This is a genomic window from Paraburkholderia sp. RAU6.4a (assembly GCF_050435625.1).
Lineage (GTDB): Bacteria > Pseudomonadota > Gammaproteobacteria > Burkholderiales > Burkholderiaceae > Paraburkholderia > Paraburkholderia tuberum.
Genome location: NZ_JBNDKQ010000002.1, coordinates 218,380 through 243,397 on the forward strand (window position 1 = coordinate 218,380; position 25,018 = coordinate 243,397).

A 25,018-nucleotide genomic window follows, 5' to 3' on the forward strand; every position below is an offset into this window, starting at 1 on the left:
AGGTGACCCAGATTCAATGACCCGCTCAAATACTCCAGGCGCCGCAGGCGCCGGGAATAGCAACGAAGATTATAGCGTAAGCGCCGACCCGGCCGACGCGTTGGGCGTCGATTCCCTCGACGACGATTTCTCCGGCGACGCGCTCGCCGCAAGCAGCCCGCAAGGCTCTGCGGCCGCGGCGGCACCCGTGCCCGTGCGCGCGGCCGACGAAGCGCCGCGCAGCGTCGTGGTACCCGACGAACTGGCCGGCGAGCGCCTCGACAAGGTGCTCGCCAAAGTATTCCCGGAGTTCTCGCGCAGCCGTCTGCAAAGCTGGATCGAGGCGCAGCGGGTGCGCGTCGACGGCAAGGCGGCGAAGATCCGCCAGCCGGTGCCGCTTGGCGCGACGATCGAGCTCGTGCCCGATCTGCTGCCCGAGCAACTCGCCTTCACGCCCGAGCCGGTGCCGCTCGACATCGTCTACGAGGACGACACGCTCGTCGTGATCAACAAGCCGGCCGGCATGGTCGTGCATCCGGCGGCTGGCAACTGGAGCGGCACCGTGCTGAACGGGTTGCTCTACCGCTATGGCGAGTCCGCGGCGGGTCTGCCGCGCGCGGGCATCGTGCATCGGCTCGACAATGGAGACCTCGGGGCTGATGGTGGTCGCGCGCACGCTCGAGGCGCAAACCGACCTCGTGCGCCAGTTGCAGGCGCGCACGGTCAAGCGCCGCTACCTCGCGCTCGTGTGGGGCAACCTGCCCGACGAAGGCACGATCGACGCGCCGATCGGCCGCGATCCGCGCGAGCGCACGCGCATGGCCGTGGTGACGGGCGCGGCCGGCAAGCCGGCGCGCACGCATTTCCGGCGCGTGGCCTCGGCGATCTGGCAGCGTCAGCCGGTCACGGCGATTCACTGCGATCTGGAGACGGGGCGCACGCATCAGATTCGCGTGCATTGCGCGCACATCGGTCATCCGTTGCTCGGCGATCCCGTGTACGGACGCGCGCGCGGCAAGCGCTCGGTCGCGCCGCTGCCAGACGGCTTCGCGCGCCAGGCGCTGCACGCGTGGCGGCTCGGCCTGATTCATCCGAAGACCGGCCGCTCGATGCAATGGCGCGCCGAGGTGCCGGCCGACATCGAGGCGTTGTCGGCCGCGCTCGGTCTGGGTCGCGACGACGCGGGCGAGTTCGACGATGCGTATGGCGAGGATGAGGACTACGATGCATCGGTCGACGACGGCGCGTACGATGAAGACAGCGACCACGACGAGGACGATCACGCATGAGCACCAATCTGCCGGAGCTGGGTTTTGCCGATGTCGTGCAACCCGCATGGAACGTGTCGCCGCGCGTGCGCGCGCTCGTGACCACCCGCGACGGCGGCGTCAGCGACGCGCCGTTCGGCCGCTGGCGCGATGGCGCCGACCAGCCCGGCGGCCTGAATCTGGGCATGAAGACCGGCGACGATCCCGCCGCGGTCGCGAGCAATCGCGCACGGCTCGTCGCGCTTGCCGGAGTTCGCGAGGCCGCGTGGCTCGAACAGATCCATGGCGCCGGCATCGTCCGCGCCGAGGATGCGATCGCGTACGCGCGCGAGCATGGTGCGCCGGCGCGCGCCGACGCGAGCGTCACCGATGGCGCGGGCATCGCGTGCGTCGTCATGGTCGCCGATTGCATGCCGGTGCTGTTGTGCGACGAAGCGGGGCGCGCGGTCGGCGCCGCGCATGCCGGGTGGCGCGGACTCGCGGCGGGCATCGTCGAGCAGACCGCCGCGCGGGTTGCGGCGCTGGCGGGTGTGCGGGCGAGCGAACTGCATGCGTACCTCGGCCCGTCGATCGGGCCCACCGCATTCGAAGTCGGCGCAGACGTGCGTGACGCCTTCATGACCGGTGCCGACGATGCACAACGCGACGCGACCGCGCAGGCGTTCGTCGCGCATCCCGCGAATGCCGGCAAATATCTCGCCGATCTGCCGGCGCTGGCGCGCCTGCGCCTGCAGCGGCTCGGCCTTACGCGCATCAGCGGCGGCGATCTGTGCACGGTCACGTTGCGCGAGCGTTTTTATTCGTATCGCCGTGATCGCGAGACCGGTCGCATGGCCGCGTTGATCTGGATCGACGAACAGGCGCAATCAATTGCCGATTAATTCGGGATGGCGCGCGGGCGCATCTTGTCATACTTTTAAAATCGAGCCGAGGTTTTATTTCGCGTGAATGCGCACCGGGTCGTTATTCGCGAATCCCACTGCCGACCGTCGCTGACGGCCCGTTCCCCGGCCTTCACACGCATTTTTTGTTGCGCTGCCCGAAGGCCCGCCGATAGCGCGAATCGCCCGCCAGCTGTGTGGGCGACCGAACGAATAAATATGCTTAAGTGCCATGCGCCATAGGAGTTTTTCGGATTTACCCGCGGCAAGCATCATTTGATTCGTTAAAGCGCGATTTGCCATACAGGGAAAACGATAATTAAAAAACTATCGCACTGCGGCAAAATCGGGAGCAAGCATTGACATGCCTTGTGATGGGGAGCAAGAATGTTCCTTCTTAGCTCCTCGTCGTTCATGGGACAGGGCGTGACGAAGTCGCGAGCAATCGCCACGTGCGCACGGAACTGCCTCTCAACCCGTCCGCAAGGACTTACCGGTCAAAAGCAGGTATGGCAGCATCTCATTCCTCAGCTTCCCCCAGCACCGACTCCTCGAAGGAGCAGACGCAGCAGGCCGGTACGAGCGGTGCATCGTCAGCCGCAGGCATGCAGCAATTTCTCGACGCCTGGATGAACGCCTGGCGTTCGTTCGGCGCGCAGCCCAATGGCACGGCATTTCAGATGCCCTCAATGCCGCAGATGCCGGACCTCGCGCAGATAACGGCGGGCTTCCCGCAAATACCGGCGTTTCCCGGCATGCCCGACTTCAGCAAGCTGGCCGCCGGTGCGTTGCCGTCGTTGCCGGGGCTGAGCATTCCCACCGCCGCGATTCCGCCCGAGCGTTTGCAGAAGCTGCAGACCGACTATTCGCGCGAGGCGATGGAGCTGATCCAGCAGGCCACCACGTCGGCGATCAAGGCGCCCGAGCTCAAGGACCGGCGCTTTAGCGCGGACGCCTGGAGCGCGGCGCCCGCCTACGCGTTCACCGCCGCGTGGTATCTGCTGAACGCGCGCTATCTGCAGCAGATGGTCGACGCGCTCGACACCCAGCCGAAAACCCGCGAGCGCATTCGCTTCGCGGTCCAGCAGTGGACCGCGGCGGCCTCGCCGAGCAACTTCTTCGCGCTGAATCCCGAAGCGCAGAAAACGCTGCTCGACAGCAAAGGCGAGAGCTTGCGCCAGGGCGTGATGAACCTGCTCGCCGACATGCAGCGCGGCAAGATTTCCCAAACCGACGAATCGCGTTTCGCGGTCGGCGAGAACCTCGCGAACACCGAAGGCTCGGTCGTGTTCGAGAACGATCTGCTGCAGCTGATCCAGTACAAGCCGCGCACGGCGACCGTGCGCGAGCGGCCGCTCCTGATCGTGCCGCCGTGCATCAACAAGTACTACATTCTCGACCTGCAACCCGAAAACTCGCTCGTCGCGCACGGGCTTGATTCGGGCCATCAGGTGTTCCTGATTTCGTGGCGCAACGCGGATCAGTCCATCGCGCACAAGACGTGGGACGACTACATCGGCGAGGGTGTGCTCACCTCGATCGACACCGTGCGCAAGATCAGCGGCCGCGAGCAGATCAATACGCTCGGCTTTTGCGTCGGCGGCACGATGCTCGCCACCGCGCTCGCGGTGGCTGCGGCGCGCGGCGAACATCCGGCCGCGTCGATGACGCTGCTCACCGCGATGCTCGACTTCTCCGACACGGGCGTGCTCGACGTGTTCGTCGACGAGGCGCACGTGCAGATGCGCGAGCAGAGCATCGGCGGCAAGAACGGCGCGCCGCCGGGACTGATGCGCGGCGTCGAGTTCGCGAACACGTTCTCGTTCCTGCGCCCGAACGACCTCGTGTGGAACTACGTCGTCGACAGTTACCTGAAGGGCCGCACGCCGGTACCGTTCGACCTGCTGTACTGGAACAGCGACTCGACCAGTCTGCCTGGGCCGATGTACGTCTGGTATCTGCGCAACACGTATCTCGAGAACAAGCTGCGCGAGCCCGGTGCGCTGACCACCTGCGGCGAGCCGATCGATCTGTCGAAGATCGACGTGCCGACCTTCATCTACGGTTCGCGCGAAGACCATATCGTGCCGTGGCAAACCGCGTATGCGTCGGCGCCGCTGCTCACCGGGCCGCTAAAGTTCGTGCTCGGCGCGTCGGGCCATATCGCCGGCGTGATCAATCCGCCCGCGAAGAAAAAGCGCAGCTTCTGGAAGCTCGATACCGACGCGAACACGCTGCCCGAAAGCGCGGACGAATGGTTCGACGCGGCGACCGAAGTGCCCGGCAGCTGGTGGCCGGAATGGACCGACTGGCTCGATCAGTACGGCGGCAAGAAAGTGAAGCCGCGCGCCAATTTGGGCTCCGACGAATTCCCGGTCATCGAGCCGGCGCCGGGCCGCTACGTGCGGCAACGGGAGTAGGTTCACGCACAGGCTCGACGCGCGCGTACGGCATTGCTGTCGACGTCGGCATAGTGCGCAGTCGGCCGGTGCATAGGTGTTTGGCAGGTGAATGAGCGTCTGGTTGATGAAGGCGTGAGAGCAACGCAAGTTGCAACGCAATTTTTAACGTAACGGGCTGTGGCGCAGTTGGCCGGGATGCCCGGAGGATATGGAAATGACTGATGTTGTGATCGTATCGGCCGCTCGTACTGCAGTGGGCAAGTTTGGTGGGTCGCTGGCGAAGATTGCCGCACCTGAACTCGGCGCGCTCGCGGTGCGCGCCGTGCTCGAACGGGCAGGCGTGAAGCCGGAACAGGTGAGCGAAGTTATTCTGGGCCAGGTGCTGACGGCGGGCTCCGGTCAGAACCCCGCGCGTCAGGCGCTGATCAAGGCGGGTTTGCCGGCGGCCGTGCCGGGCATGACGATCAACAAGGTCTGCGGCTCAGGTCTGAAGGCCGTGATGCTCGCGGCCAACGCGATCATCGCCGGTGACGCGGACATCGTCGTGGCAGGCGGCCAGGAAAACATGAGCGCCGCGCCGCACGTGCTGCCGGGTTCGCGCGACGGTTTCCGCATGGGCGACGCGAAGCTGATCGACTCGATGATCGTCGACGGCCTGTGGGACGTCTACAACCAGTACCACATGGGCGTGACGGCCGAAAACGTCGCGAAGGAGCACGGCATCACGCGCGAACAGCAGGACGCGTTCGCGGCGCTGTCGCAGAACAAGGCGGAAGCCGCGCAGAAGGCGGGGCGCTTCAACGACGAAATCGTGCCGGTCGAGATTCCGCAACGCAAGGGCGAGCCGCTGCGCTTCACCACCGACGAATTCGTGCGTCATGGCGTGACGGCCGAATCACTCGCGAGCCTGAAGCCGGCGTTCTCGAAGGAAGGCACGGTCACGGCGGCCAACGCATCGGGTCTGAACGACGGCGCAGCCGCGGTGCTCGTGATGTCGCTGAAAAAAGCGGAAGCGCTCGGCCTCACGCCGCTCGCGCGCATCAAGGCATACGCGAACGCGGGTGTCGATCCGAAGGTGATGGGTATGGGCCCGGTACCGGCTTCGCGCCGTTGCCTCGAGCGCGCGGGCTGGACGCCGGCCGACCTCGACCTGATGGAAATCAACGAAGCGTTTGCCGCGCAGGCGCTCGCCGTGCACAAGCAGATGGGCTGGGACACGTCGAAGATCAACGTGAACGGCGGCGCGATCGCGATCGGCCACCCGATCGGCGCGTCCGGTTGCCGGATTCTCGTCACGCTGCTGCACGAAATGCAGAAGCGCGATGCGAAGAAGGGTCTGGCGTCGCTGTGTATCGGCGGCGGCATGGGTGTCGCGCTCGCGGTCGAGCGCGTTTAAAGTACGCTGGGTACGCCGCGCGCATTCGCGACCGGTCGCGCGCGGCCTTCGCCAGCACAGGCATCTGGCCGCGCGGCACACCAACTGGCGGTGCGGCGCGTTGCAACAGGTGACTCGTGTCGGCAGTGCGCGTTGCCATACGGTCGCCCGGCGGCAACGCGAACCAGCATCAGGCGAGGCACGAGGCCGCCGGCAGGCGCCTCGACAACGATAACGGAGTGTGGTTTATGACACAGCGAATTGCGTACGTAACGGGCGGCATGGGCGGCATCGGCACCAGCATCTGCCAGCGTCTGCACAAGGAAGGCTTCAGGGTGATCGCCGGCTGCGGCCCGAATTCGCCGCGCCGTGCGAAGTGGCTCGACGAGCAGAAGGTACTCGGCTACGACTTCGTCGCCTCCGAGGGTAACGTCGGTGACTGGCAATCGACCAAGGACGCATTCGACAAGGTCAAGGCCGAAGTCGGCGAGATCGACGTGCTGGTCAACAATGCCGGCATCACGCGCGACGTCGTGTTCCGCAAGATGACGCACGAAGACTGGACGGCGGTGATCGACACCAATCTGACCAGCCTGTTCAACGTCACCAAGCAGGTGATCGACGGCATGGTCGAGCGTGGCTTTGGCCGGGTGATCAACATTTCGTCGGTGAACGGCCAGAAGGGCCAGTTCGGCCAGACCAATTATTCGACCGCGAAGGCCGGCATTCATGGCTTTACGATGTCGCTCGCGCAGGAAGTGGCGACCAAGGGCGTGACGGTCAACACCGTGTCGCCGGGCTACATCGGCACCGACATGGTCAAGGCGATCCGCCCCGACGTGCTGGAAAAAATCGTCGCGACGATTCCGGTGCGCCGCCTCGGTCAGCCGGGCGAAATCGGCTCGATCGTCGCGTGGCTTGCGTCGGAAGAATCGGGCTTCGCCACGGGCGCCGATTTTTCGCTGAACGGCGGCTTGCATATGGGCTGAGCCATCGGCGCGCCGGACCGGAAGGCGGCGCGCTTCGGCTCAGATGGTTTCGCCGGCGTCCCGGCTGCGCAATGGATCCCGTTGCACAGCCCGGACGCCGTTTCCGCGTTTGCTTAACTCGAGCTTAAAGGCGTTACATGACTACTACTACAAAGAAAACGGCCGAACGACTGATCAAGAAATATCCGAATCGTCGGCTCTACGACACCGAGACGAGTACCTACATCACGCTGACTGATGTGAAGCAACTCGTGCTCGATCAGGAAGATTTCAAGGTGATCGATGCCAAAAGCAACGAGGACCTGACGCGCTCGATCCTGCTGCAGATCATTCTCGAAGAAGAGAGCGGCGGCCTGCCGATGTTCTCGTCGTCGATGCTGTCGCAGATCATCCGGTTCTACGGTCATGCGATGCAAGGCATGATGGGCACGTATCTGGAAAAGAACATCCAGGCCTTCATCGACATTCAGGCGAAGCTTGCCGACCAGTCGAAGAATCTCTATGAAGGCAAGGCGATGAACCCCGAAGTCTGGTCGCAGTTCATGAACATGCAGGCGCCGATGATGCAGGGCATGATGACCAGCTACATCGAGCAATCGAAGAACATGTTCGTGCAGATGCAGGAGCAGATGCAGAATCAGGCGAAGACCATGTTCGCCACGTTCCCGTTTACGCCGGGCGGCGCGGTCACTGCGAGCAATGCGAGCAATGTGAGCAATGCGCCGGCCACGCCGCAGGCCAATCCGGAGACGGAGAAGAAGTGAAGGAGTGAATGGCGGCGAGCTCGCGGGAGTGCAGCCGCCGACGCGCTACAATGGCGGCCCGCGCGTGGGGACGCTTTTCCGTCGGAACCGGATTCCGGCCGCGGCTCGATGTCCGTTGCGTCCACTGCCGGCACACCGCTGCTTGCGCCGTTACCGTTTTTCTTCCGCTGGACCCGTCCTATGTTTCAGACCGTCTCCCTGATCGCGTCAGCGTCTTCCGTTGCGAAGGCCGCGCGGCTCATTCTGCTCTGACCCGCCGTTCACCCACACCGCTCATGAGCCGGCTGTTTCTCGCCCCAATGGAAGGGCTCGCTGACTATGTGCTGCGCGACGTGCTGACGAGCGCGGGCGCTTTCGACGGCTGCGTGTCCGAGTTCATCCGCATCACAGGCTCGCTGCTGCCAACCCGCGTCTACGAGCGCGAGGCGCCCGAAATCCTGCACGCGAGCGTGACCGCCAGCGGCACGCCGATGGTGATCCAGTTGCTCGGCAGCGATCCCGAGTGGATGGCACGCAATGCCGCGTACGCGGCCATGCTGTCGCCCTACGGTATCGACCTGAACTTCGGCTGTCCCGCCAAAGTCGTCAATCAGCACGGCGGCGGCGCGATGCTGCTCGCGAACCCGAAGTTGCTGAACCAGATCGTCTCGGCCGTGCGCGCCGCGGTGCCTGCCGATATCGCGGTGACGGCAAAAATGCGCCTCGGCGTGTCCGACACGTCGCGGGCGATCGAATGCGCGCAGGCGCTCGCGGACGGCGGCGCGGCCTCGCTCGTCGTGCATGCGCGCACGCGCGACGACCGCTATCGGCCGCCGGCGCACTGGGAGTGGATCGCGCGCATCGACGACGCCGTCGACGTGCCCGTCATCGCGAACGGCGAAGTCTGGACGGTGGCGGACTGGCAGCGTTGCCGCTCGGTCAGCGGCTGCGCGGACGTGATGATCGGGCGCGGCGCCGTGTCGGATCCGTTCCTCGCGCAGCGAATCCGCGGGCTCCTCGACCCGTGTCCATCTGCCGACGAATGGCAGCAGGTGCTGGGTTCGATCGTCGGCTACATGAACAAACTGCGGGCGCATGGCACGCTGACCCATGAGCACGGCCGCGTCAAGAAGTGGCTCAGCTACCTGCAGCGGACCTGGCCGCAAGCCGCCGAACTGCATGCGGCGATCCGGCGAGTGCAGGACTCTGACGAAATTCTTACTGTAATCGGCCAGGCGCTGGCGGCCGGAGACGCGTCGGCGCCGACGCGTCAGCACGTTTCCAGCGACGAAAATAGCGAGCTGAATCAACCTGGTCCTGCCGAACCCATCCCCGTTTGAAGACTAGAATTCAAAGACTTACGAGCGGTGGCGGTGGCGAACCGCTACAATTCAGGGTTTAACGTCTTCAAGCGGTTCCCCATGTCTTCCACCCCCTCGAACGCTCCGGCCGTGCCGGGCGCCACGCCGAAAGTCGGCTTCGTCTCTCTCGGCTGCCCCAAGGCCCTCGTCGATTCCGAGCAGATCATCACCCAGTTGCGCGCCGAAGGCTACGAAATCTCCGGCACCTATGACGGCGCGGACCTCGTGGTCGTCAACACCTGCGGCTTCATCGACGAAGCCGTGCAGGAAAGCCTCGACGCGATCGGCGAAGCGCTCAATGAAAACGGCAAGGTGATCGTCACCGGTTGCCTCGGCGCGAAGAAGAGCGCGAGCGGTTCGGGGCTGATCGAGGAAGTGCATCCGAAGGTGCTCGCGGTGACCGGCCCGCACGCGCTCGGCGAGGTGATGCAGGCGGTGCACAGCCATCTGCCGAAGCCGCACGATCCGTTCGTCGATCTGGTGCCCGCCGCGGGCGTCAAGCTCACGCCGCGCCACTACGCGTACCTGAAGATTTCCGAAGGCTGCAATCACCGCTGCACGTTCTGCATCATCCCGTCGATGCGCGGCGATCTGGTGTCGCGCCCGGTCGCGGAAGTGATGCTCGAGGCGGAGAACCTGTTCAAGTCCGGCGTGAAGGAACTGCTCGTGATCTCGCAGGACACGAGCGCATATGGCGTCGACGTCAAATACCGCACCGGTTTCTGGAACGGCAAGCCGATCAAGACGCGCATGACGGATCTGGTCGCCGCGCTCGGCGAACTCGCCGCGCAATACGGTGCGTGGGTGCGTCTGCATTACGTGTATCCGTATCCGAGCGTCGACGAAGTGATTCCGATGATGGCCGAGGGCCCGTACAAGGGCCACGTGCTGCCGTATCTCGACGTGCCGTTCCAGCACGCGCATCCGGAAGTGCTGAAGCGCATGAAGCGCCCGGCCAATGCCGAGAAGGTGATGGAGCGCGTCAAGGCCTGGCGCGAGATCTGCCCCGATCTGACGATCCGCAGCACGTTCATCGCCGGCTTTCCGGGCGAGACCGAAGGGCAGTTCGACACACTGCTCGATTTCATCCGCGAGGCGGAGCTCGATCGCGTCGGCTGTTTCGCGTATTCGCCGGTCGAAGGCGCGAGCGCGAATGAACTCGACGGCGCGCTGCCCGATGAAGTGCGTGAGGAACGTCGCGCGCGCTTCATGGAAGTGGCCGAACAGGTGTCGGCCAAGCGCATCGCGAGGAAGGTCGGCAAGACGCTGAAGGTGCTCGTCGACGAAATCAACGAGGACGGCGGCATCGGCCGCACCGCGGCGGATGCGCCGGAGATCGACGGCGTCGTCTATATCGCGCCGTCCGCCAAGGCGTCGAAGCGCTACAAGGTCGGCGATTTCGTATCGGTGAAGATCACCGGCGCGGACGGCCACGATTTGTGGGGCGAGGTCTAAGCGATGACGCACAGCGCGGCCGCACAGCCTGAAGCTCACACACCGGACATCCTCGCGCTAGGCGAGGCGATGATCGAATTCAACCAGTCGGCGAAGGATCAACCGAACTACCTGCAAGGCTTCGGCGGCGACACGTCGAACTTCTGCATCGCGGCCGCGCGCCAGGGTGCGAGGACCGGCTTTGTGTCGGCGGTCGGCGCCGATCATTTCGGACGCCTGCTGGTCGATCTGTGGGAGCGCGAGCAGGTCGACACGTCGTTCGTGCGCATCGATGCGCAAGCGTCGACCGGCGTCTATTTCGTGTCTCACGGCCCCAACGGCCACGCGTTCGACTATCTGCGCGCGGGCTCGGCGGCGAGCCGCTATGCACCCGCTGATCTGCCGCGCGACGCGCTCGCGGCGGCGAAGGTCGTCCATCTGTCCGGCATCAGTCTCGCGATCAGCGTCAGCGCCTGCGACGCCGCGCTCGAAGCGATCGCGCATGCGCGCGCGAATGGCGCGCGCGTGAGCTTCGACACCAATCTGCGTCTTAAGCTGTGGCCGCTGGCGCGGGCGCGCGCGGTGATGCTCGAGGCGATCCGCCAGACTGACATCTGCCTGCCGAGCTGGGACGATGTGACCGAACTGACGGGGCTGACCGGCCGTGACGAGATCGTCGATTTTCTGCTGTCGCATGGGCCGGGCGTGGTCGCGCTGAAGCTCGGCAAGGACGGCTCGTATATCGCGACGCCGAACGAGCGGCGCGTCGTGCCGGGCCACGTCGTCGACGCGGTCGATGCGACCGGCGCCGGCGACTGCTTCGGCGGCGCCTTCATCGCGCGCATCGTCGCGGGCGACGATCCATTTGCCGCCGCGCGCTACGCGAACGTTGCCGCCGCGCTGTCCACGCAAGGTTATGGCGCGGTCGCGCCGATTCCGTCGCGCGAGACCGTCGAGCGGCGGCTGGCGAACTAGGTTTTACGTAAGCCGCGCGCGGCGCAGCATGGCCCGCGCTGGTGCAATCATCCAGGCAGACTGGAGAGACAACAGGAGGGACAGGCGATGCAACGGGACGTAGTGGTGGTAAGTGGTGTGCGCACGGCAATCGGCACGTTCGGCGGCAGCCTGAAGGATTTCGCGCCGACCGATCTCGGCGCGCGCGTGGTGCGCGAAGTGCTCGAGCGCGCGAGCGTGTCGGGCGACGAAGTCGAACACGTCGTGTTCGGCAACGTCGTGCACACCGAGCCGAAAGACATGTATCTCGCGCGCGTCGCGGCAATCAACGGCGGGGTCGCGCAGCATACGCCCGCGCTGACCGTGAACCGGCTGTGCGGCTCGGGCTTGCAGGCCATCGTGTCGGCCGCGCAAAGCGTGCTGCTCGGCGATGCCGATATCGCGATCGGCGGAGGCGCTGAAAACATGAGCCGCGCGCCTTACTCGATGCCGGCCGCGCGCTTCGGACAGCGCATGGGCGACGCGCGTCTCGTCGACATGATGGTCGGCGCGCTCAACGATCCTTTCCAGTCGATCCACATGGGCGTGACCGCCGAGAACGTCGCGCGCAAGTACGAGATCTCGCGCGACGCCCAGGACGCGCTCGCGCTCGAGTCGCATCGTCGCGCGGCCCACGCGATCACGAGCGGCTACTTCAAGGAACAGATTCTGCCGATCACGATTGCGTCGAAGAAGGGCGACGTCGTGTTCGACACCGACGAGCACGCGAGGCTGAACGCAACCGCGGACGACTTCGCGAAGCTGAAGCCGGTGTTCGTAAAGGACAACGGCACGGTGACGGCGGGCAACGCGTCGGGCATCAACGACGCGGCCGCGGCCGTCGTACTGATGGAGCGTAGCGTCGCCGAGCGGCGCGGCGTGAAGCCGTTGGCGCGACTCGTGTCGTACGCGCATGCGGGCGTCGATCCGGCGTATATGGGCATCGGCCCGGTGCCGGCGAGTCGCAAGGCGCTCGAGCGGGCGGGTCTCACGGTCGCCGATCTCGACGTGATCGAGGCCAACGAGGCATTCGCCGCGCAGGCCTGCGCGGTCAGCAAGGAGCTCGGCTTCGATCCGGCCAAGGTCAATCCGAACGGCTCGGGCATTTCGCTCGGCCATCCGATCGGCGCGACCGGCGCGCTGATCACCGTGAAGGCGCTGTACGAGCTGCAGCGCATCGGCGGGCGCTATGCGCTCGTCACGATGTGCATCGGCGGCGGGCAGGGGATCGCGGCGGTTTTCGAGCGTCTGTGACCGCGCACGGCAGGCCGGCGCGACATAGGTAGCAAGCAGGAACCAGCAACAAGGATCGACGGGATGCAGGAAGCGAAAGTGACGAAGGGTTCGGCAACGCGCACGTTGCGCCGGCGCGCCGGCGTGGTGGTGAGTGCCGCCGCGCTGTTGTGCACGGGCACGGTGCTGTGGATGCCGTCGCAGGCGTGGGCCGAAAGCGATGCGGTCAAGGCACTGGCCGCGCCGCCGCCGATCCAGCTGCCGCTGAAACCGAGCCCCGAGTTCGCGAAGTTTCCGCGCTACGTGGGCACGCTCGGCGCGCGGCCGATCGTGCTGCGGCTCGGGCCCAAGACCGACGATCCATCTGGCGTGCACGGCGAGTATCAGTACACGGATAGCGGCGAGGTGATTCTGATCGCCGGCGATCGCGACGGCGATACGCTCGAAGTCGAGGAATCGAACGACGGCACGCATATCACCGGCAACTGGGTCGGCAAGTTCGCGGCGGACGGCTCGCTCGAAGGCGATCGCATGAACGTCGACGATTCGAACCCGCAGGAATTCAACCTGAAGCCGCTGGCGGCAGGGCAGGCGGTGCCGGTGACCGGTTCGGCCGGCGGTGCGGCGGCGAGGCCTGCAGCCCCCTCACCGCAACCGGCCGCGGCCAACGGCGCAGCGGCGGCTCCCGCGCCGGCATCCGCTGCCGGGGGGCACCCAGTGGGCGGCGTCAGCAACCTGCAAACGGGCTACTGATGCGCACGCGCGCCGGGCATCCGGAATCGCGCAGCGCGGCCATTGCTTCAGGCTCGCTTCACTATGTTTTTCACCGAGCTTCACATGACTGAATCCAAATTCAAACACGGCCTGCAGACTCGCATCGTGCGTGCCGAGGACCAGATCACGCCGGGCTTCGAATCGTTCTCGACGCCCGTCACACGCGCGTCGACGGTGGTGTTTCCCGACCTCGCCGCGATGCGCGCGCTGGACTGGAAAAACGACGCGCAATGGCGCTACGGCCTGCATGCGACGCCGACGCAGATCGCGCTCGCTCAGCGCCTCGCCGCGATCGAGGGCGGCAATCATGCGCTGCTGCAGCCGTCGGGGCTGTCGTCGATCTCGAACGTCTACTTCGGGCTCGTGAAGGCCGGCGACGACGTGCTGATTCCCGATAACGTGTACTCGCCGAACCGCGACCACGGCGACTGGCTCGCGCGCGATTTTGGTATCACGGCGCGCTACTACGATCCGCTGATCGGCGCGGGCATCGCCAGTCTGATCCAGCCGAACACGCGCCTGATCTGGATCGAGGCGCCCGGCTCGGTGACGATGGAAGTGCCCGACGTACCGGCCATCACGGCGGCGGCGCGCGCGCGCAAGGTCGTCACCGCGATCGACAACACGTGGTCCGCGGGCCTCGCGTTCCGGCCGTTCGACCACGGCGTCGACATCTCGGTGCAGGCGCTGACCAAATACCAGTCGGGCGGCGGCGACGTGCTGATGGGCGCGACGATCACGGTCGAGCGCGACGTGCATGTGAAGCTGAAGGCGGCGCGCATGCGCATGGGCATCGGCGTGTCCTCGGACGACTGCTCGCTGATCCTGCGCAGCCTGCCGAGCATGCAGTTGCGTTTCGCGCAGCACGATCGCGTGGCGCTGTCGCTCGCGACGTGGTTGAAGAGCCGGCCGGAAATCGTCGCGGTGTTGCATCCGGCGCTCGGTGACTGTCCGGGGCACGAAGTGTACAAGCGCGATTTCAGCGGCGCGGGCGGACTGTTCTCGGTGGTGTTCGACGAACGGTACAGCGCGGCGCGGATCGACACGTTTTGCGAGTCACTCGAACTGTTTTCGCTCGGCTGGAGCTGGGGCGGCGCGCATAGCCTCGCGATGCCGTACGACATCGCGTCGATGCGCACTGCGGCGCAGTGGCCGCGTCGCGGCACGTTGGTGCGCTTCTATATCGGTCTGGAAGACGAGGCGGACCTGCGTGCGGATATCGAGCAGAGCCTGGCCAAGCTGGCTTAACACGCGTTAGCCCTGTTCGACACGTTGTTCGAGAAGCCCGCCGGGATGTGTTCCCGGCGGGCTTTTTTGTTGCCCTGAGTATCAGGCAGACCCGACCGTTCGGCCGAATGTTCGATGCCGCGGCGCGACGCTACGATCGTGTGCTTGCCGGATAACGTTGCGGCGCTCGGGGGAGGGGCTTGGATGAATCTTTTCTTCTGGCTGTTGCTGAACCTTGCGGTGCCGATTGCCGCCGTTATCGATCACCGGCAGACCGAATCCGTGGTTGGCGCGCTATCACGTGGGGCGATAGGCACGTCAATTTTCATGAGCTGCCTGGCGGCGCTTCTATCCGCGGCCCTGCACCATTTACCTCAATTAGTTTTATTGGATAGTGCAGCTCTTATACTTGTTCTGTCTTGTGGAGGAGCTTATGAAACAATTTATCCTGTCATTGGAAATAGGCAAAAATCACGATCGCATCATGAAGGGCGTGTTGATCTTCAGCATCCTGATTTCCATCGGCATGTTCGCGCTGTTCCTGCCGGCCATTTTCAACAGATAACGCAACGGTTCGCGCGGCTCGCTAGCGCGTCGGTCGTTGTGCCGGCGCGAGCGCTAACGGATCCCTCGAGCGCCAGCCTCAAACCAACCGCAACAAACCGTCCAGTCCAACGAAATTGAACGACACGCTGGCTGCTTCACGCACCACCGGCTTCGCCCGGAATGCAACGGAGAGTCCCGCTTCGGCCATCATTTTCAGGTCGTTCGAGCCGTCGCCCATCGCAATTGCGCGCGACGGTTCGATGCCGAGCGTCGCGCAGGTTTCGCGCAGCGTGCGCGCTTTCACGTCGGCATTGACGATCTCGCCCACCACATTGCCGGTCAGCTTGCCGTCGATGATTTCAAGCGTGTTCGCGCGCGTGAAATCGAGCCCAAGGCGCGTCTTCAGCTTCGCGGTGAAGAACGTGAAGCCGCCCGACACGAGCAGCGTTTTCAGGCCCGCCTGTTTCGCGCCGGCCAGCATGCGTTCGGCGCCCGGCGACAACCGCAGCCGCTCCTCGTACACGCGCTCGAGCGCGCTGGCGTCGAGCCCTTTCAGCAGCGCGACCCGACGAATCAGGCTCTCGTTGAAGTCCTTGATCTCGCCGCGCATCGCAGCCTCGGTGATCGCCGCGACTTCGGCTTTGAGCCCGCAGAAATCGGCGATTTCGTCGATGCACTCGATCGTGATCAGCGTCGAATCCATGTCCATCGCGATGAGGCCGAAGTCGCTCAACTGGCGGCCGGTTTCGACAAACGCGTAGTCGAGTCGATGCGCATAGCAATACGCTTCGACGTCGGCGCGTTGCGCGAGGTTCGCGTCGGCGATGCGAATCGCGTGCTCGTCGATGACGGCGGCGTGCGAGCCGCGTGCGAGTGCGACGAGCGTTTTGTGGTGGTCGGCGGAAAGGGGGGCGACGCTTTGAATGACGAGGTTCATGGACGACCGGTGACGCGGGAAGAAAGAGGCGCGTGGCGCGCGGAAAATCCCGCTATTGTATCGGTTCTGTGCGTTGGCCCGTCGCAGGCGGCTAGTCGTCGCGTCGGCTGAAGCCGGCGATCGGCGCATCGCCGTGCTAGTCGTCGCGTCGGCTGAAGCCGGCGATCGGCGCATCGCCGTAACGGAACGGGCCGAACGAATACGGTCACACGAACCCACCCCCCCACACTGGCGCAACAAGACGCCCCACGGAGACAACGCATGACCCCGGCAACCGCCAGCGAGGCATCCTCCCTTGCCCGCGACTTCGATCTGCGTCATCTGAGCCCGGCGTTCTACGCCGATCCCTATCCGGTCTATCACGCCCTGCGCAGCTATGAGCCAATCCGGCGCATGCCCGACGGCTCGCTGTTCCTGACGCGCTTTCGCGACGTGCAGGCGGTCTACCGCGACCCCAAGACCTTCAGCTCCGACAAGACCGTCGAGTTCCGCCCGAAATACGGTGACTCTCTCCTCTACGCGCATCACACCACGAGTCTCGTGTTCAACGATCCACCGCGCCATACGCGGGTGCGCAAGCTGATCGCCGGCGCGCTGACCGCGCGCGCGATCGCGGCGATGGAGTCCGCGCTGATCCGGCTCGTCGACGGCTTGCTCGATGCGGCCGCGCAGCGCGGGCGTATCGATCTGATCGGCGAATTCGCGGCGGCGATTCCGGTCGAGGTCATCGGCAATCTGCTCGACGTGCCGCACGATGAACGCGCGCCGCTGCGCGACTGGTCGCTCGCGATACTGGGTGCGCTCGAGCCGTCGCTGACCGACGCGCAGTTCGAGCGCGGCAATCGCGCGGTCAGCGAATTCGTCGACTATCTGCGCGGCCTCGTCGCACGGCGCCGCCGCGAGCCGGGCGATCCGCAGCACGACGTGCTGACGCGGCTGATCCAGGGGGAGGGGCCGCACGAGCAGCTATCTGAAGCCGAACTGCTGCAGAACTGCATTTTCATCCTGAACGCCGGGCACGAAACGACCACCAACCTGATCGGCAACGGTCTCGTCACGCTGAGCGAGTGGCCTGACGAGCGTGCCGCGCTGCTGCGCGAGCCGGAGTTGATCGGCACCGCGGTCGAGGAGTGCTTGCGCTTCGAGAGTTCGAACCAGCTCGGCAATCGCATGGCCACCGTCGATACCGAGATCGGCGGCGTCGCGCTCGCGCGCGGCACGCCGGTCACGCTGTGCATCGGCGCGGCCAATCGCGATCCCGAGCAGTTTGCCGAGCCGGACCGCTTCGATATCCGCCGCGACCCGAACCGGCATCTCGCGTTCGGGTTCGGGATTCATCAGTGCGCGGGTCTGTCGCTGGCGCGGCTGGAGGCGCGGATTGCGATCGGGCGCTTCGTGCAGCGCTTCCCGGCGTATCGCGTCGATGGTGAGTCGACGCGGGGCGCTCGCGTGCGGTTTCGCGGGTTTGCGTCGGTACCGGTCCTGCTCGAGCCTTGATGCGGGCGCCGCGTAGACCGCGCGCACCAGGAAAACCGTAGGTTTTGCCGCCTCGTCGCAAGACTTACAACCCCATGACAGCACGCCGCCGAGCCGACCCGCTCCTGCTTTACGCGTGGCAGCAGTGTCGAGCGCGCCGAAACGCGGGCACGCTTGCTGCTTCGCCTCATATCTCAGGCCATGGGACAGGGGAGCGCGCGATGGCACACATGATCTGGAAGGGCGCAATCAGTTTCGGGCTCGTCCACGTACCGGTGCAGCTTTATCCGGCGACGCAGTCGGAGAAGGTCGGCTTCAATCTGCTCGACAAGCGCACGATCGATCCGATCGGCTACAAGCAGTTCAACAAGCGGACCGGCAAGGACGTGACCCGCGACAACATCGTGCGGGGCTTCGAGTACGAGAAGGATCACTACGTCGTGCTGTCGGACGACGAAATCCGCTCGGCGAACCCCGAGTCGACGCAGACGGTCGACATCCTCGCGTTCGTCGACGCCCCCGACATCTCGTTTCTCTATCTCGATACGCCGTATTTCCTGACGCCCGACCGCAAGGGTGAAAAAGTCTATGCGCTGTTGCGCGAGGCGATGACGGCGTCGGGCAAGATCGGCGTCGCGAGTGTCGTGCTGCACAACAAGCAGCATCTGGCGGCGCTGATTCCGCTCGGTCCGATGCTCGCGCTGAACACACTGCGGTGGGCCGACGAGGTGCGCAATTTCGACGAATTCAACGTGCCGCCCGAAGGCATGAAGGCCGCCGGCGTGTCGGCGAAAGAACTCGACATGGCGAAAAAGCTGATCGACGACATGAGCGAGACGTGGGACCCGATGCAGTATCACGATACGTTTCGCGACGACATCATGGCGCTCGTCGAGCGCAAGATCCAGGCGGGCAAGACCGAGGAGGTCGTCGAGGTCGAAACGCCGCACGAGTCGCGCAAGTCCGCCGACATTCTCGACCTGTCCGATCTGCTGCGCCGCAGTCTTGGCCGCGGCAAGGGCAAGCAGGCCACCACGGGCCGCAAGCGCGCGGCCGACGAGGACGAGGATCAGAGCGATAGCGAGGCCGAGTCCGATGAAGAGGCGGCCGCGCCCGCGCGCAAAAAGCCGCGCGCGGCAAGCACGGCGCGTAGTCGCAGCGGTAGCGGCGGCAGCGGGCGCGCGACGTCGAAAACCGCCGCAACTTCCCGCAAACGGCGCGCGGCGGCCTGAGCGCGCGGCCGAGCCGTCTATGGCACCAAACGCACCGGAGTCATCGCCATGAACGACCGGCTCGAGCACTATCATCGCAAGCGCCGCTTCGAGGACACGCCGGAGCCGGCCGGCGCGACGACCCGCAAGCGCGCCGCGAGCAAGACCGGCAAGCGCGCAACGCGTGCTGCGCCCGATACGCTCTCCTACGTGATCCAGGAGCACGACGCGCGGCGTCTGCACTACGATTTCCGGCTCGAACTGAACGGCGCGCTGCTGTCGTGGGCGGTTCCGAAGGGGCCGAGCCTCGACCCGTCGGTCAAGCGGCTCGCGGTGCACGTCGAGGACCATCCGGTCGAATACGGTACCTTCGAGGGCGAGATTCCGCCCGGCAACTACGGCGCGGGAACCGTGATCGTGTGGGATCGCGGCACGTGGGAGCCGGCGGGCGGCGCGGCCGAAGCCGCGCGGTCGTACGCGGCCGGCAAGCTCAAGTTTCATTTGCACGGCGAGAAGCTGCATGGCGGCTGGACGCTCGTACGGAGCCACATGCGCGGCAGCGGCGACAAGGAGCAATGGCTGCTGATCAAGGAGCGCGACGAGGAAGCGCGCGACGAAAGCCACTACGACGTGCTGAAGAAGCTGCCGGGCAGCGTGCTGGCCGACGGGGCTTCGAAAGGCAGGAAAACGAAGCAATCGAAAGCGCAGACGAAAACCTCGCGCAACGGCAAGGCCACGAGCGCGGGCAAGCCGGCGAAATCCGCATCCTTGCGCCGCGCAGCCGATCCCAAACGCCCCGACATCGTCGCGACGCGCAGCGCGCAGTCGCTACGCGAACTCGCCGCGTCGCCATCGATCGAAGGCGCGGTCGCAGCGGCCTTGCCCGCGAGCCTGAAGCCGGAGCTGGCGACGCTCGTCGACAGCGCGCCTCCAGGCGATGACTGGCTCTACGAAATCAAGTTCGACGGCTACCGTGTGCTCGCGCGCATCGACCACGCCTCGAAAGCGAAGGGCGATGCCGTCAGCGTTTTCACGCGCAACGGCAACGATTGGACCGCAAAGTTCAGCAAGCAGATCGAGGCTCTCGCGGCACTCGATGTGCAAAGCGCGTGGCTCGACGGCGAAGCGGTCGTGCTCGATGAACGCGACGTGCCGAATTTCCAGTTGCTGCAAAACGCGTTCGATGCGCATCGCCCGCAGGACATCGTGATCTATCTGTTCGATCTGCCGTTTCTGAACGGCTACGACCTGCGCGACGTGCCGCTCGAACAGCGCCGCGCGATTTTGCGGGCGCTGCTCGAAGGCGTCGACGATCGCGTGCTGCGCTTTTCGAACGACTTCGCGTTCAGCGCCGACGAGCTGCTCAAGAGCGCGTGCGACATGGCGCTCGAAGGCATCATCGGCAAGCGGCGCGACAGCAGCTATGTGTCGGGCCGCTCGCCGTCGTGGATCAAGCTGAAGTGCCGGCGCCGCCAGGAGTTCGTGATCGGCGGCTATTCGGAGCCGGGCGGCAGCCGCTCGGCGTTCGGCGCGCTGCTGCTCGGCGTCTACGACGCCGATGGCCGGCTGCAGTACGCGGGCCGCGTCGGCACCGGCTTCGACGCCGCGCTGCTGCGCTCGGTCAAACAGGCGCTCGACGCGCACGCGAGCAAGCGCATGCCGTTCGCGAGCACACCGCGCGAGCGCAGCCGCACGCCCGTGCATTGGGTCGAGCCGGTGCTCGTTGCCGAATGCAACTTCGCCGAATGGACGGGCGACGGCATCGTGCGCCAGGCGTCGTTCGTCAGCCTGCGCGACGACAAGCCGGCGCGCCAGATCGTCAGGGAAACCGCCCGACAAGGAGTCGACGTGCAACAGCAAACCGAAACCGCCACCGCCGATACGCCGCAAACAGGCGCGCCGAAAAAGCGCGCAACCAGCAAGACCGCCAGTGCCGCCAGGCCCGCCGCCAAGGAAAGCGCGCCCGCCCGAACCACGGCAACACGCTCGCGTGCACAGAGCGAAATCGCCGGCGTGCGCATCTCGCATCCCGATCGCGTGATCGACAAGAGCAGCGGCGCAAGCAAGCTCGAACTGGTGCAGTACTACGAATCAATCGCCGAATGGATGCTGCCGCATCTGCGCGAGCGGCCCGTCGCGCTGGTGCGCGCGCCGGAGGATATCGGCGGTGAGCTGTTCTTCCAGAAGCACAGCCAGAAGCTGTCGATTCCGCACGTCACGCAGCACGAGGGACTCGATCCGGGCCATCCTCCGCTGATCACGATCGACACGCTCGCCGCGCTGGTCGGCGCCGCGCAGATGGGCACCGTCGAGTTTCATACGTGGAATGCGGTCGCGTCGAATATCGAAAAGCCCGATCGCATGGTGTTCGATCTCGACCCGGACCCGTCGCTCGGCTGGGAACGCATGGTCGAGGCCGCGCAACTGACCCGCTCGCTGCTCGACGAACTGGGCCTGAAGTCGTTCTGCAAGACGAGCGGCGGCAAGGGCTTGCACGTGGTCGTGCCGCTCGCGAAGCAGGCCGGCTGGGACGAAGTGAAGGATTTCTCGCAGGCGGTCGCGCAGCACATGGCGACGACGCTGCCGCAGTTCTTCAGCGCGAAGATGGGCGCGCAGAATCGCAAGAAAAAGATTTTCATCGACTATCTGCGCAACAACCGTGGCTCGAGCACGGTGGCCGCATTCTCGGCGCGCGCGCGGCCGGGGCTCGGGGTGTCGGTGCCGCTCGCGTGGGACGAACTGGAGAGCACGACGAGCGGCGATCAATGGGGCATCCGCAACGTCCACGAGCGCGTGGACGGCCTCGGAAACGGCCCGTGGGCCGACTACGCAAAGACGCGTCAGCGCATCACCGCGGCGATGAAAAAACGTCTGGGCGTCGCGTGATGAGCGCGCGTCCGGGGAGCTGAATCCAACCCGCGAATTCGCCGTGCGTACTTGGCGCGCGAACGCGCTTCGCGAAGGAGCAATGCAATGAAGACCCTGCCGCAATCGACCGATGGCGACCCGCAAGCCGACCCGCACGCGAACAAGGATCCGAAGTCGTTGCAGGAAGCCGCGGCGCCGCTGCCGCATGAAGCCGACCAGCATCCCGAGTCGCAGCACGAGGACGAGCCGCGCCATGTCGGCAAGCAGGCACATGACGACATCGCGCATGGGCAGCAGGATACCGACCGCCGCGGCGGCGGCGAGTATCAGCAACGCACGCAGAACGACGCGCATGCCGATGTGAACTCGGATCGCAAGCAGGGCGGCGCAAAGGTCGGCAAGCGCTGACGCGGCGTAGCCGGCATCGCGTCTACGCGCCCGCCAGGCCAACCGGCTCGCGATCCCAGTACGGCGGATCGCCGAAATGCGCGGCGACGAAGTCGATGAAGGCGAGCATCTTCGGCGGCACGAACGCGCGGCTTGGGTACACGGCCCAGATCGCGACGTCGTCCGCGAGAGGATAGCTGTCGAGCACGCTGACGAGTTTGCCGCTGCGCAGATAGGGCGCCACGTCCCATGTCGATTTCAGCGCGATGCCGAAGCCCGCGAGCAGCGCATCGCGAATCACCTCGCCGTTGTCGGTGACGAGGCGGCCGCTCACGCGCACGTCGAGGGGACCGGCGGGCGTCACGAAGCGCCAGTCGCGCTGCTCCGACAGGATGATGCACTCGTGCCGCGCGAGATCCGACGGATGATGCGGCGTGCCGCGCGCGGCCAGATAGGCGGGGGCCGCGCACAGCACGCGGCGGTTGACCGCGAGCCGCCGCGCGACCAGCGACGAATCCTTCAGCACGCCGACGCGAATCGCGACATCGATTCCCGCGTCGACCAGATCGACCACCTGATCGGTCAGGCGCAGATCGACGCTGACCCCCGGATAGCGGCGCAGAAACTCGCTGATCACCGGCGACACATGCTGACGCCCGAACGACGACGGCATCGACACGCGCAGCCGTCCCTGCGGTGCGGCCTGCGCGCGGCCGACCGATGCGCGCGCTGCGGCGGCCGCGTCGAGCAGCGCCTCGGCGCGCGTCATGAACACTTCACCGTCCTGGGTGAGGCTGATGCGGCGCGTGGTCCGATGCAACAAACGCGCGCCGAGGATCTTTTCGAGTTGTGCGATCCGCGCGCTCGCGACCGCCGCCGACAAACCGAACTCGCGCCCGGCCGCCGACACGTTGGCGAGCAGCGCGGCACGCACGAACAACGCGACGTCGAGCAGATCGAGCCGTTCGCGTTCGCTGGGCACGGACCGGCCGGCCGGGCTTGAATCGTCCATTATTCTGAAAAACCAAAAAATGTTTCAGTGATTATGACTGTTTTATCAGAATAAGAACCATCCTACGATACGAGTCATGCGTGCACATCAACCGAACCCACAAGGAGCAGCCATGAAAGCCGTCGGACTCTACCGTTATCTGCCCATCGATCACGCCGAAGCGCTCGTCGACGTCGAGATCCCGAAACCCGAAGCGACCGGCCGCGATCTGCTGGTCAAGGTCGAAGCCATTTCCGTGAACCCGGTCGACACCAAGGTGCGCGCGCCGAAAGACACCGTCGAAAAGACGCCGCGCGTGCTCGGCTGGGATGCGGCCGGCACTGTCGTCGCAGCTGGCCCCGAGGTCACGCTGTTCAAGGTCGGCGATCCGGTGTTCTATGCGGGCAGCATTACCCGGCCCGGGGCCAATAGCGAGTTTCATCTGGTGGACGAACGGATCGTCGGACACAAGCCGGCGTCGCTCGATTTCACGCACGCGGCCGCGCTGCCACTGACCGCGATCACTGCGTGGGAAGCATTGTTCGATCGCCTCGGCGTATCCCCTCAGGGCGCCGACGCCGGCCGTACGGTGCTGATTTTCGGCGGCGCGGGCGGGGTCGGCTCGATCGGCATCCAGCTCGCGAAGCAGCTCGGCAAGCTGCAGGTGATCGCGACCGCGTCGCGGCCGGAATCGGCGAAATGGGCACGGGAGCTGGGCGCGGATCACATCGTCGATCATTTCGGCGATCTGCCCGCGCAGATGAAGGAGATCGGCATCGAGCAGGTCGACTACGTGCTGATCTTCAACGACACCGACCGTAATTTCCCGGCCGCCGCGCAACTGATCAAGCCGCAAGGCGGCATCTGCACGATCGTCGAGAACAGCGCCGCCGTGCCCGTCGAATTGCTGAAGGCGAAGAGCGCCGCGTTTCACTGGGAGTTCATGTTCACCCGCTCGATGTTCGGCACGACCGACATGATCGAGCAGCACAAGCTGCTGACCGAGGTCGCGCGGCTCGTCGATGCCGGCACGTTGCGCACGACGCTCGGCCAGGACCTCGGCCGCATCAGCGCGGAGAATCTGCGTCGCGCGCATGGGTTGCTCGAAGCAGGACGCGCGATCGGCAAGCTGGTGCTGACCGGCTTCTGAGATGAAATCGACGCGCAGAAAGCGCGTCGCCGCAAGCGGGTTAACACCCGGGCCGACACGACACGCGCGGCAGCACGCTTGGCGTTAGACTGACGACGCAGCATGCCAAAACGGTTGCGTGTCTTGCGGCGAGGCCAGCCGGTATGAACCGGCCGGCCCTCGGCAGTGCGTGAACAGTGCACAGGCAGTCGCGTCGACGCGAGCGCGCAGCGGCACAACAACGAGGTGACAGTATGAGCTTCAGCTTCAAACTCTCCGCCGTTTCCGTTGTCGCTTCTCTCGCCTGCGCGCTCGTGCCGGCTGCTCGCGCAGCCACGCCGATCACGGTGACCAACAAGGCCCCGCTCGACGGTCCGATCCGCTACACCGTCCGCGTCACGTCGAAACAGTTCGGCAATTCCCAGGAGACCCGCACGATCCGCTCGGGCGAATCGGACGACTTCACGTGGAAGACCGTGCCGCCCGGCGGTCCGGTGGCCGCGACGGACGCATGCCCGGACTATGCGTCGCTGCCGGTCGACGAGAATGGCGCGATGATCCGCCAGACGCAGATCCGCTTCTCGCCGGTGGTGTCGAGCGACGGCACCGCGGCCGTCCAACTGAGCTTCCAGGCGCAGACGCCGCATGGCGTGAAAACCGTGACGAGCGGCGGCAAGACGCTCAAGTGTCCGAACGATGTGAGCGTGAGTCAGATCGTGCGTTTCACGATGCCGGTCAACGGCACGACGAAAACGCTGACACTGACCGACGGCACGGAGATCGCCGTCACCGCGAAGCGTTGAAGGTTCGAGCG

General features: G+C 65.5%; 20 protein-coding genes and 1 pseudogene. 19 read left to right on the forward strand and 2 right to left on the reverse strand.

The features are described 5' to 3' along the window. Window positions 1-16 precede the first annotated feature (16 nt). From OKW40_RS05795 to OKW40_RS05855, 13 genes and pseudogenes are all read left to right on the forward strand, one after another. A pseudogene (locus tag OKW40_RS05795) lies at window positions 17-1,268 on the forward strand (RluA family pseudouridine synthase). Beyond that, window positions 1,265-2,128, forward strand: a complete 864-nt coding sequence (gene pgeF, locus OKW40_RS05800) for a peptidoglycan editing factor PgeF (RefSeq protein ID WP_429488679.1) — start codon at window positions 1,265-1,267, stop codon at window positions 2,126-2,128. The pseudogene OKW40_RS05795 and the gene pgeF overlap by 4 nt, the downstream one beginning before the upstream one ends. Before the next feature lie 605 nt (window positions 2,129-2,733). After that, the gene (gene phaC, locus OKW40_RS05805) at window positions 2,734-4,548 is read left to right on the forward strand and encodes a class I poly(R)-hydroxyalkanoic acid synthase (protein WP_429491924.1); all 1,815 of its coding nucleotides are present in this window, start codon (window positions 2,734-2,736) and stop codon (window positions 4,546-4,548) included. Between the two features lie 196 nt (window positions 4,549-4,744). Then, complete coding sequence (locus OKW40_RS05810; RefSeq protein ID WP_184043870.1) at window positions 4,745-5,926, forward strand: acetyl-CoA C-acetyltransferase; 1,182 nt, start codon at window positions 4,745-4,747, stop codon at window positions 5,924-5,926. A 227-nt stretch (window positions 5,927-6,153) separates the two neighbouring features. Next, window positions 6,154-6,894: a 3-ketoacyl-ACP reductase gene (locus OKW40_RS05815; RefSeq protein ID WP_184003457.1), complete on the forward strand. Its 741-nt coding sequence runs from the start codon at window positions 6,154-6,156 to the stop codon at window positions 6,892-6,894. Between the two features lie 137 nt (window positions 6,895-7,031). Beyond that, window positions 7,032-7,658, forward strand: coding sequence for a polyhydroxyalkanoate synthesis repressor PhaR (phaR, locus tag OKW40_RS05820; protein ID WP_187610146.1), 627 nt, complete (start codon window positions 7,032-7,034; stop codon window positions 7,656-7,658). 275 nt (window positions 7,659-7,933) lie between these two features. Beyond that, window positions 7,934-8,977, forward strand: coding sequence for a tRNA dihydrouridine synthase (locus OKW40_RS05825; protein ID WP_429355474.1), 1,044 nt, complete (start codon window positions 7,934-7,936; stop codon window positions 8,975-8,977). Window positions 8,978-9,058: 81 nt separating this feature from the next. After that, window positions 9,059-10,453, forward strand: coding sequence for a 30S ribosomal protein S12 methylthiotransferase RimO (gene rimO / locus OKW40_RS05830; RefSeq protein WP_429488682.1), 1,395 nt, complete (start codon window positions 9,059-9,061; stop codon window positions 10,451-10,453). 3 nt (window positions 10,454-10,456) lie between these two features. Next, window positions 10,457-11,407 (forward strand): sugar kinase, encoded by a 951-nt coding sequence (locus OKW40_RS05835; protein WP_090804664.1) that lies wholly within the window; start codon window positions 10,457-10,459, stop codon window positions 11,405-11,407. An 87-nt stretch (window positions 11,408-11,494) separates the two neighbouring features. Further along, window positions 11,495-12,679 (forward strand): beta-ketothiolase BktB, encoded by a 1,185-nt coding sequence (bktB, locus tag OKW40_RS05840; RefSeq protein WP_429488684.1) that lies wholly within the window; start codon window positions 11,495-11,497, stop codon window positions 12,677-12,679. A 63-nt stretch (window positions 12,680-12,742) separates the two neighbouring features. Continuing rightward, window positions 12,743-13,411 (forward strand): hypothetical protein, encoded by a 669-nt coding sequence (locus tag OKW40_RS05845; protein WP_429488686.1) that lies wholly within the window; start codon window positions 12,743-12,745, stop codon window positions 13,409-13,411. A gap of 84 nt (window positions 13,412-13,495) precedes the next feature. Next, on the forward strand, window positions 13,496-14,680 hold the full coding sequence (locus tag OKW40_RS05850; protein WP_184064958.1) for a cystathionine beta-lyase: 1,185 nt from the start codon (window positions 13,496-13,498) through the stop codon (window positions 14,678-14,680). A gap of 412 nt (window positions 14,681-15,092) precedes the next feature. Then, the gene (locus tag OKW40_RS05855) at window positions 15,093-15,224 is read left to right on the forward strand and encodes a hypothetical protein (RefSeq protein ID WP_260321381.1); all 132 of its coding nucleotides are present in this window, start codon (window positions 15,093-15,095) and stop codon (window positions 15,222-15,224) included. Window positions 15,225-15,302: 78 nt separating this feature from the next. Here the strand turns inward: OKW40_RS05855 and serB are convergent, their stop codons facing one another. Beyond that, window positions 15,303-16,142, reverse strand: a complete 840-nt coding sequence (serB, locus tag OKW40_RS05860) for a phosphoserine phosphatase SerB (RefSeq protein ID WP_429488688.1) — start codon at window positions 16,140-16,142, stop codon at window positions 15,303-15,305. Window positions 16,143-16,403: 261 nt separating this feature from the next. On the opposite strand from serB, the gene OKW40_RS05865 reads away from it, so the two are divergent. From OKW40_RS05865 to OKW40_RS05880, 4 genes are all read left to right on the forward strand, one after another. Beyond that, window positions 16,404-17,639 carry a cytochrome P450 gene (locus OKW40_RS05865; protein WP_429488690.1) on the forward strand — a complete coding sequence of 412 codons (1,236 nt, stop codon included), beginning with the start codon at window positions 16,404-16,406 and terminating at the stop codon, window positions 17,637-17,639. Window positions 17,640-17,839: 200 nt separating this feature from the next. After that, on the forward strand, window positions 17,840-18,850 hold the full coding sequence (locus OKW40_RS05870; protein ID WP_184064967.1) for a Ku protein: 1,011 nt from the start codon (window positions 17,840-17,842) through the stop codon (window positions 18,848-18,850). Window positions 18,851-18,898: 48 nt separating this feature from the next. Then, window positions 18,899-21,715: a DNA ligase D gene (gene ligD, locus OKW40_RS05875; protein WP_429488693.1), complete on the forward strand. Its 2,817-nt coding sequence runs from the start codon at window positions 18,899-18,901 to the stop codon at window positions 21,713-21,715. An 87-nt stretch (window positions 21,716-21,802) separates the two neighbouring features. Further along, window positions 21,803-22,105: a hypothetical protein gene (locus tag OKW40_RS05880; RefSeq protein WP_429488694.1), complete on the forward strand. Its 303-nt coding sequence runs from the start codon at window positions 21,803-21,805 to the stop codon at window positions 22,103-22,105. 22 nt (window positions 22,106-22,127) lie between these two features. Here OKW40_RS05880 and OKW40_RS05885 read toward each other — a convergent pair whose 3' ends face one another. Continuing rightward, the gene (locus OKW40_RS05885) at window positions 22,128-23,096 is read right to left on the reverse strand and encodes a LysR substrate-binding domain-containing protein (RefSeq protein ID WP_429488696.1); all 969 of its coding nucleotides are present in this window, start codon (window positions 23,094-23,096) and stop codon (window positions 22,128-22,130) included. Window positions 23,097-23,208: 112 nt separating this feature from the next. Between OKW40_RS05885 and OKW40_RS05890 the strand changes: the two genes are divergently transcribed. Together OKW40_RS05890 and OKW40_RS05895 are read left to right on the forward strand one after the other, a co-directional pair. Further along, window positions 23,209-24,225: a zinc-binding alcohol dehydrogenase family protein gene (locus OKW40_RS05890; protein ID WP_429488698.1), complete on the forward strand. Its 1,017-nt coding sequence runs from the start codon at window positions 23,209-23,211 to the stop codon at window positions 24,223-24,225. A 233-nt stretch (window positions 24,226-24,458) separates the two neighbouring features. Beyond that, window positions 24,459-25,007, forward strand: coding sequence for a DUF6013 family protein (locus tag OKW40_RS05895; RefSeq protein ID WP_184064982.1), 549 nt, complete (start codon window positions 24,459-24,461; stop codon window positions 25,005-25,007). The last annotated feature ends 11 nt before the right edge of the window (window positions 25,008-25,018 follow it).

Coding starts and splice junctions, on each gene's coding strand:
- pgeF (WP_429488679.1), top strand. CDS start 1,265: ATGAGCACCAATCTGCCGGAGCTGGGTTTTGCCGATGTCGTGCAACCC.
- phaC (WP_429491924.1), top strand. CDS start 2,734: ATGCAGCAATTTCTCGACGCCTGGATGAACGCCTGGCGTTCGTTCGGC.
- OKW40_RS05810 (WP_184043870.1), top strand. CDS start 4,745: ATGACTGATGTTGTGATCGTATCGGCCGCTCGTACTGCAGTGGGCAAG.
- OKW40_RS05815 (WP_184003457.1), top strand. CDS start 6,154: ATGACACAGCGAATTGCGTACGTAACGGGCGGCATGGGCGGCATCGGC.
- phaR (WP_187610146.1), top strand. CDS start 7,032: ATGACTACTACTACAAAGAAAACGGCCGAACGACTGATCAAGAAATAT.
- OKW40_RS05825 (WP_429355474.1), top strand. CDS start 7,934: ATGAGCCGGCTGTTTCTCGCCCCAATGGAAGGGCTCGCTGACTATGTG.
- rimO (WP_429488682.1), top strand. CDS start 9,059: ATGTCTTCCACCCCCTCGAACGCTCCGGCCGTGCCGGGCGCCACGCCG.
- OKW40_RS05835 (WP_090804664.1), top strand. CDS start 10,457: ATGACGCACAGCGCGGCCGCACAGCCTGAAGCTCACACACCGGACATC.
- bktB (WP_429488684.1), top strand. CDS start 11,495: ATGCAACGGGACGTAGTGGTGGTAAGTGGTGTGCGCACGGCAATCGGC.
- OKW40_RS05845 (WP_429488686.1), top strand. CDS start 12,743: ATGCAGGAAGCGAAAGTGACGAAGGGTTCGGCAACGCGCACGTTGCGC.
- OKW40_RS05850 (WP_184064958.1), top strand. CDS start 13,496: ATGACTGAATCCAAATTCAAACACGGCCTGCAGACTCGCATCGTGCGT.
- OKW40_RS05855 (WP_260321381.1), top strand. CDS start 15,093: ATGAAACAATTTATCCTGTCATTGGAAATAGGCAAAAATCACGATCGC.
- serB (WP_429488688.1), bottom strand. CDS start 16,142: ATGAACCTCGTCATTCAAAGCGTCGCCCCCCTTTCCGCCGACCACCAC.
- OKW40_RS05865 (WP_429488690.1), top strand. CDS start 16,404: ATGACCCCGGCAACCGCCAGCGAGGCATCCTCCCTTGCCCGCGACTTC.
- OKW40_RS05870 (WP_184064967.1), top strand. CDS start 17,840: ATGGCACACATGATCTGGAAGGGCGCAATCAGTTTCGGGCTCGTCCAC.
- ligD (WP_429488693.1), top strand. CDS start 18,899: ATGAACGACCGGCTCGAGCACTATCATCGCAAGCGCCGCTTCGAGGAC.
- OKW40_RS05880 (WP_429488694.1), top strand. CDS start 21,803: ATGAAGACCCTGCCGCAATCGACCGATGGCGACCCGCAAGCCGACCCG.
- OKW40_RS05885 (WP_429488696.1), bottom strand. CDS start 23,096: ATGGACGATTCAAGCCCGGCCGGCCGGTCCGTGCCCAGCGAACGCGAA.
- OKW40_RS05890 (WP_429488698.1), top strand. CDS start 23,209: ATGAAAGCCGTCGGACTCTACCGTTATCTGCCCATCGATCACGCCGAA.
- OKW40_RS05895 (WP_184064982.1), top strand. CDS start 24,459: ATGAGCTTCAGCTTCAAACTCTCCGCCGTTTCCGTTGTCGCTTCTCTC.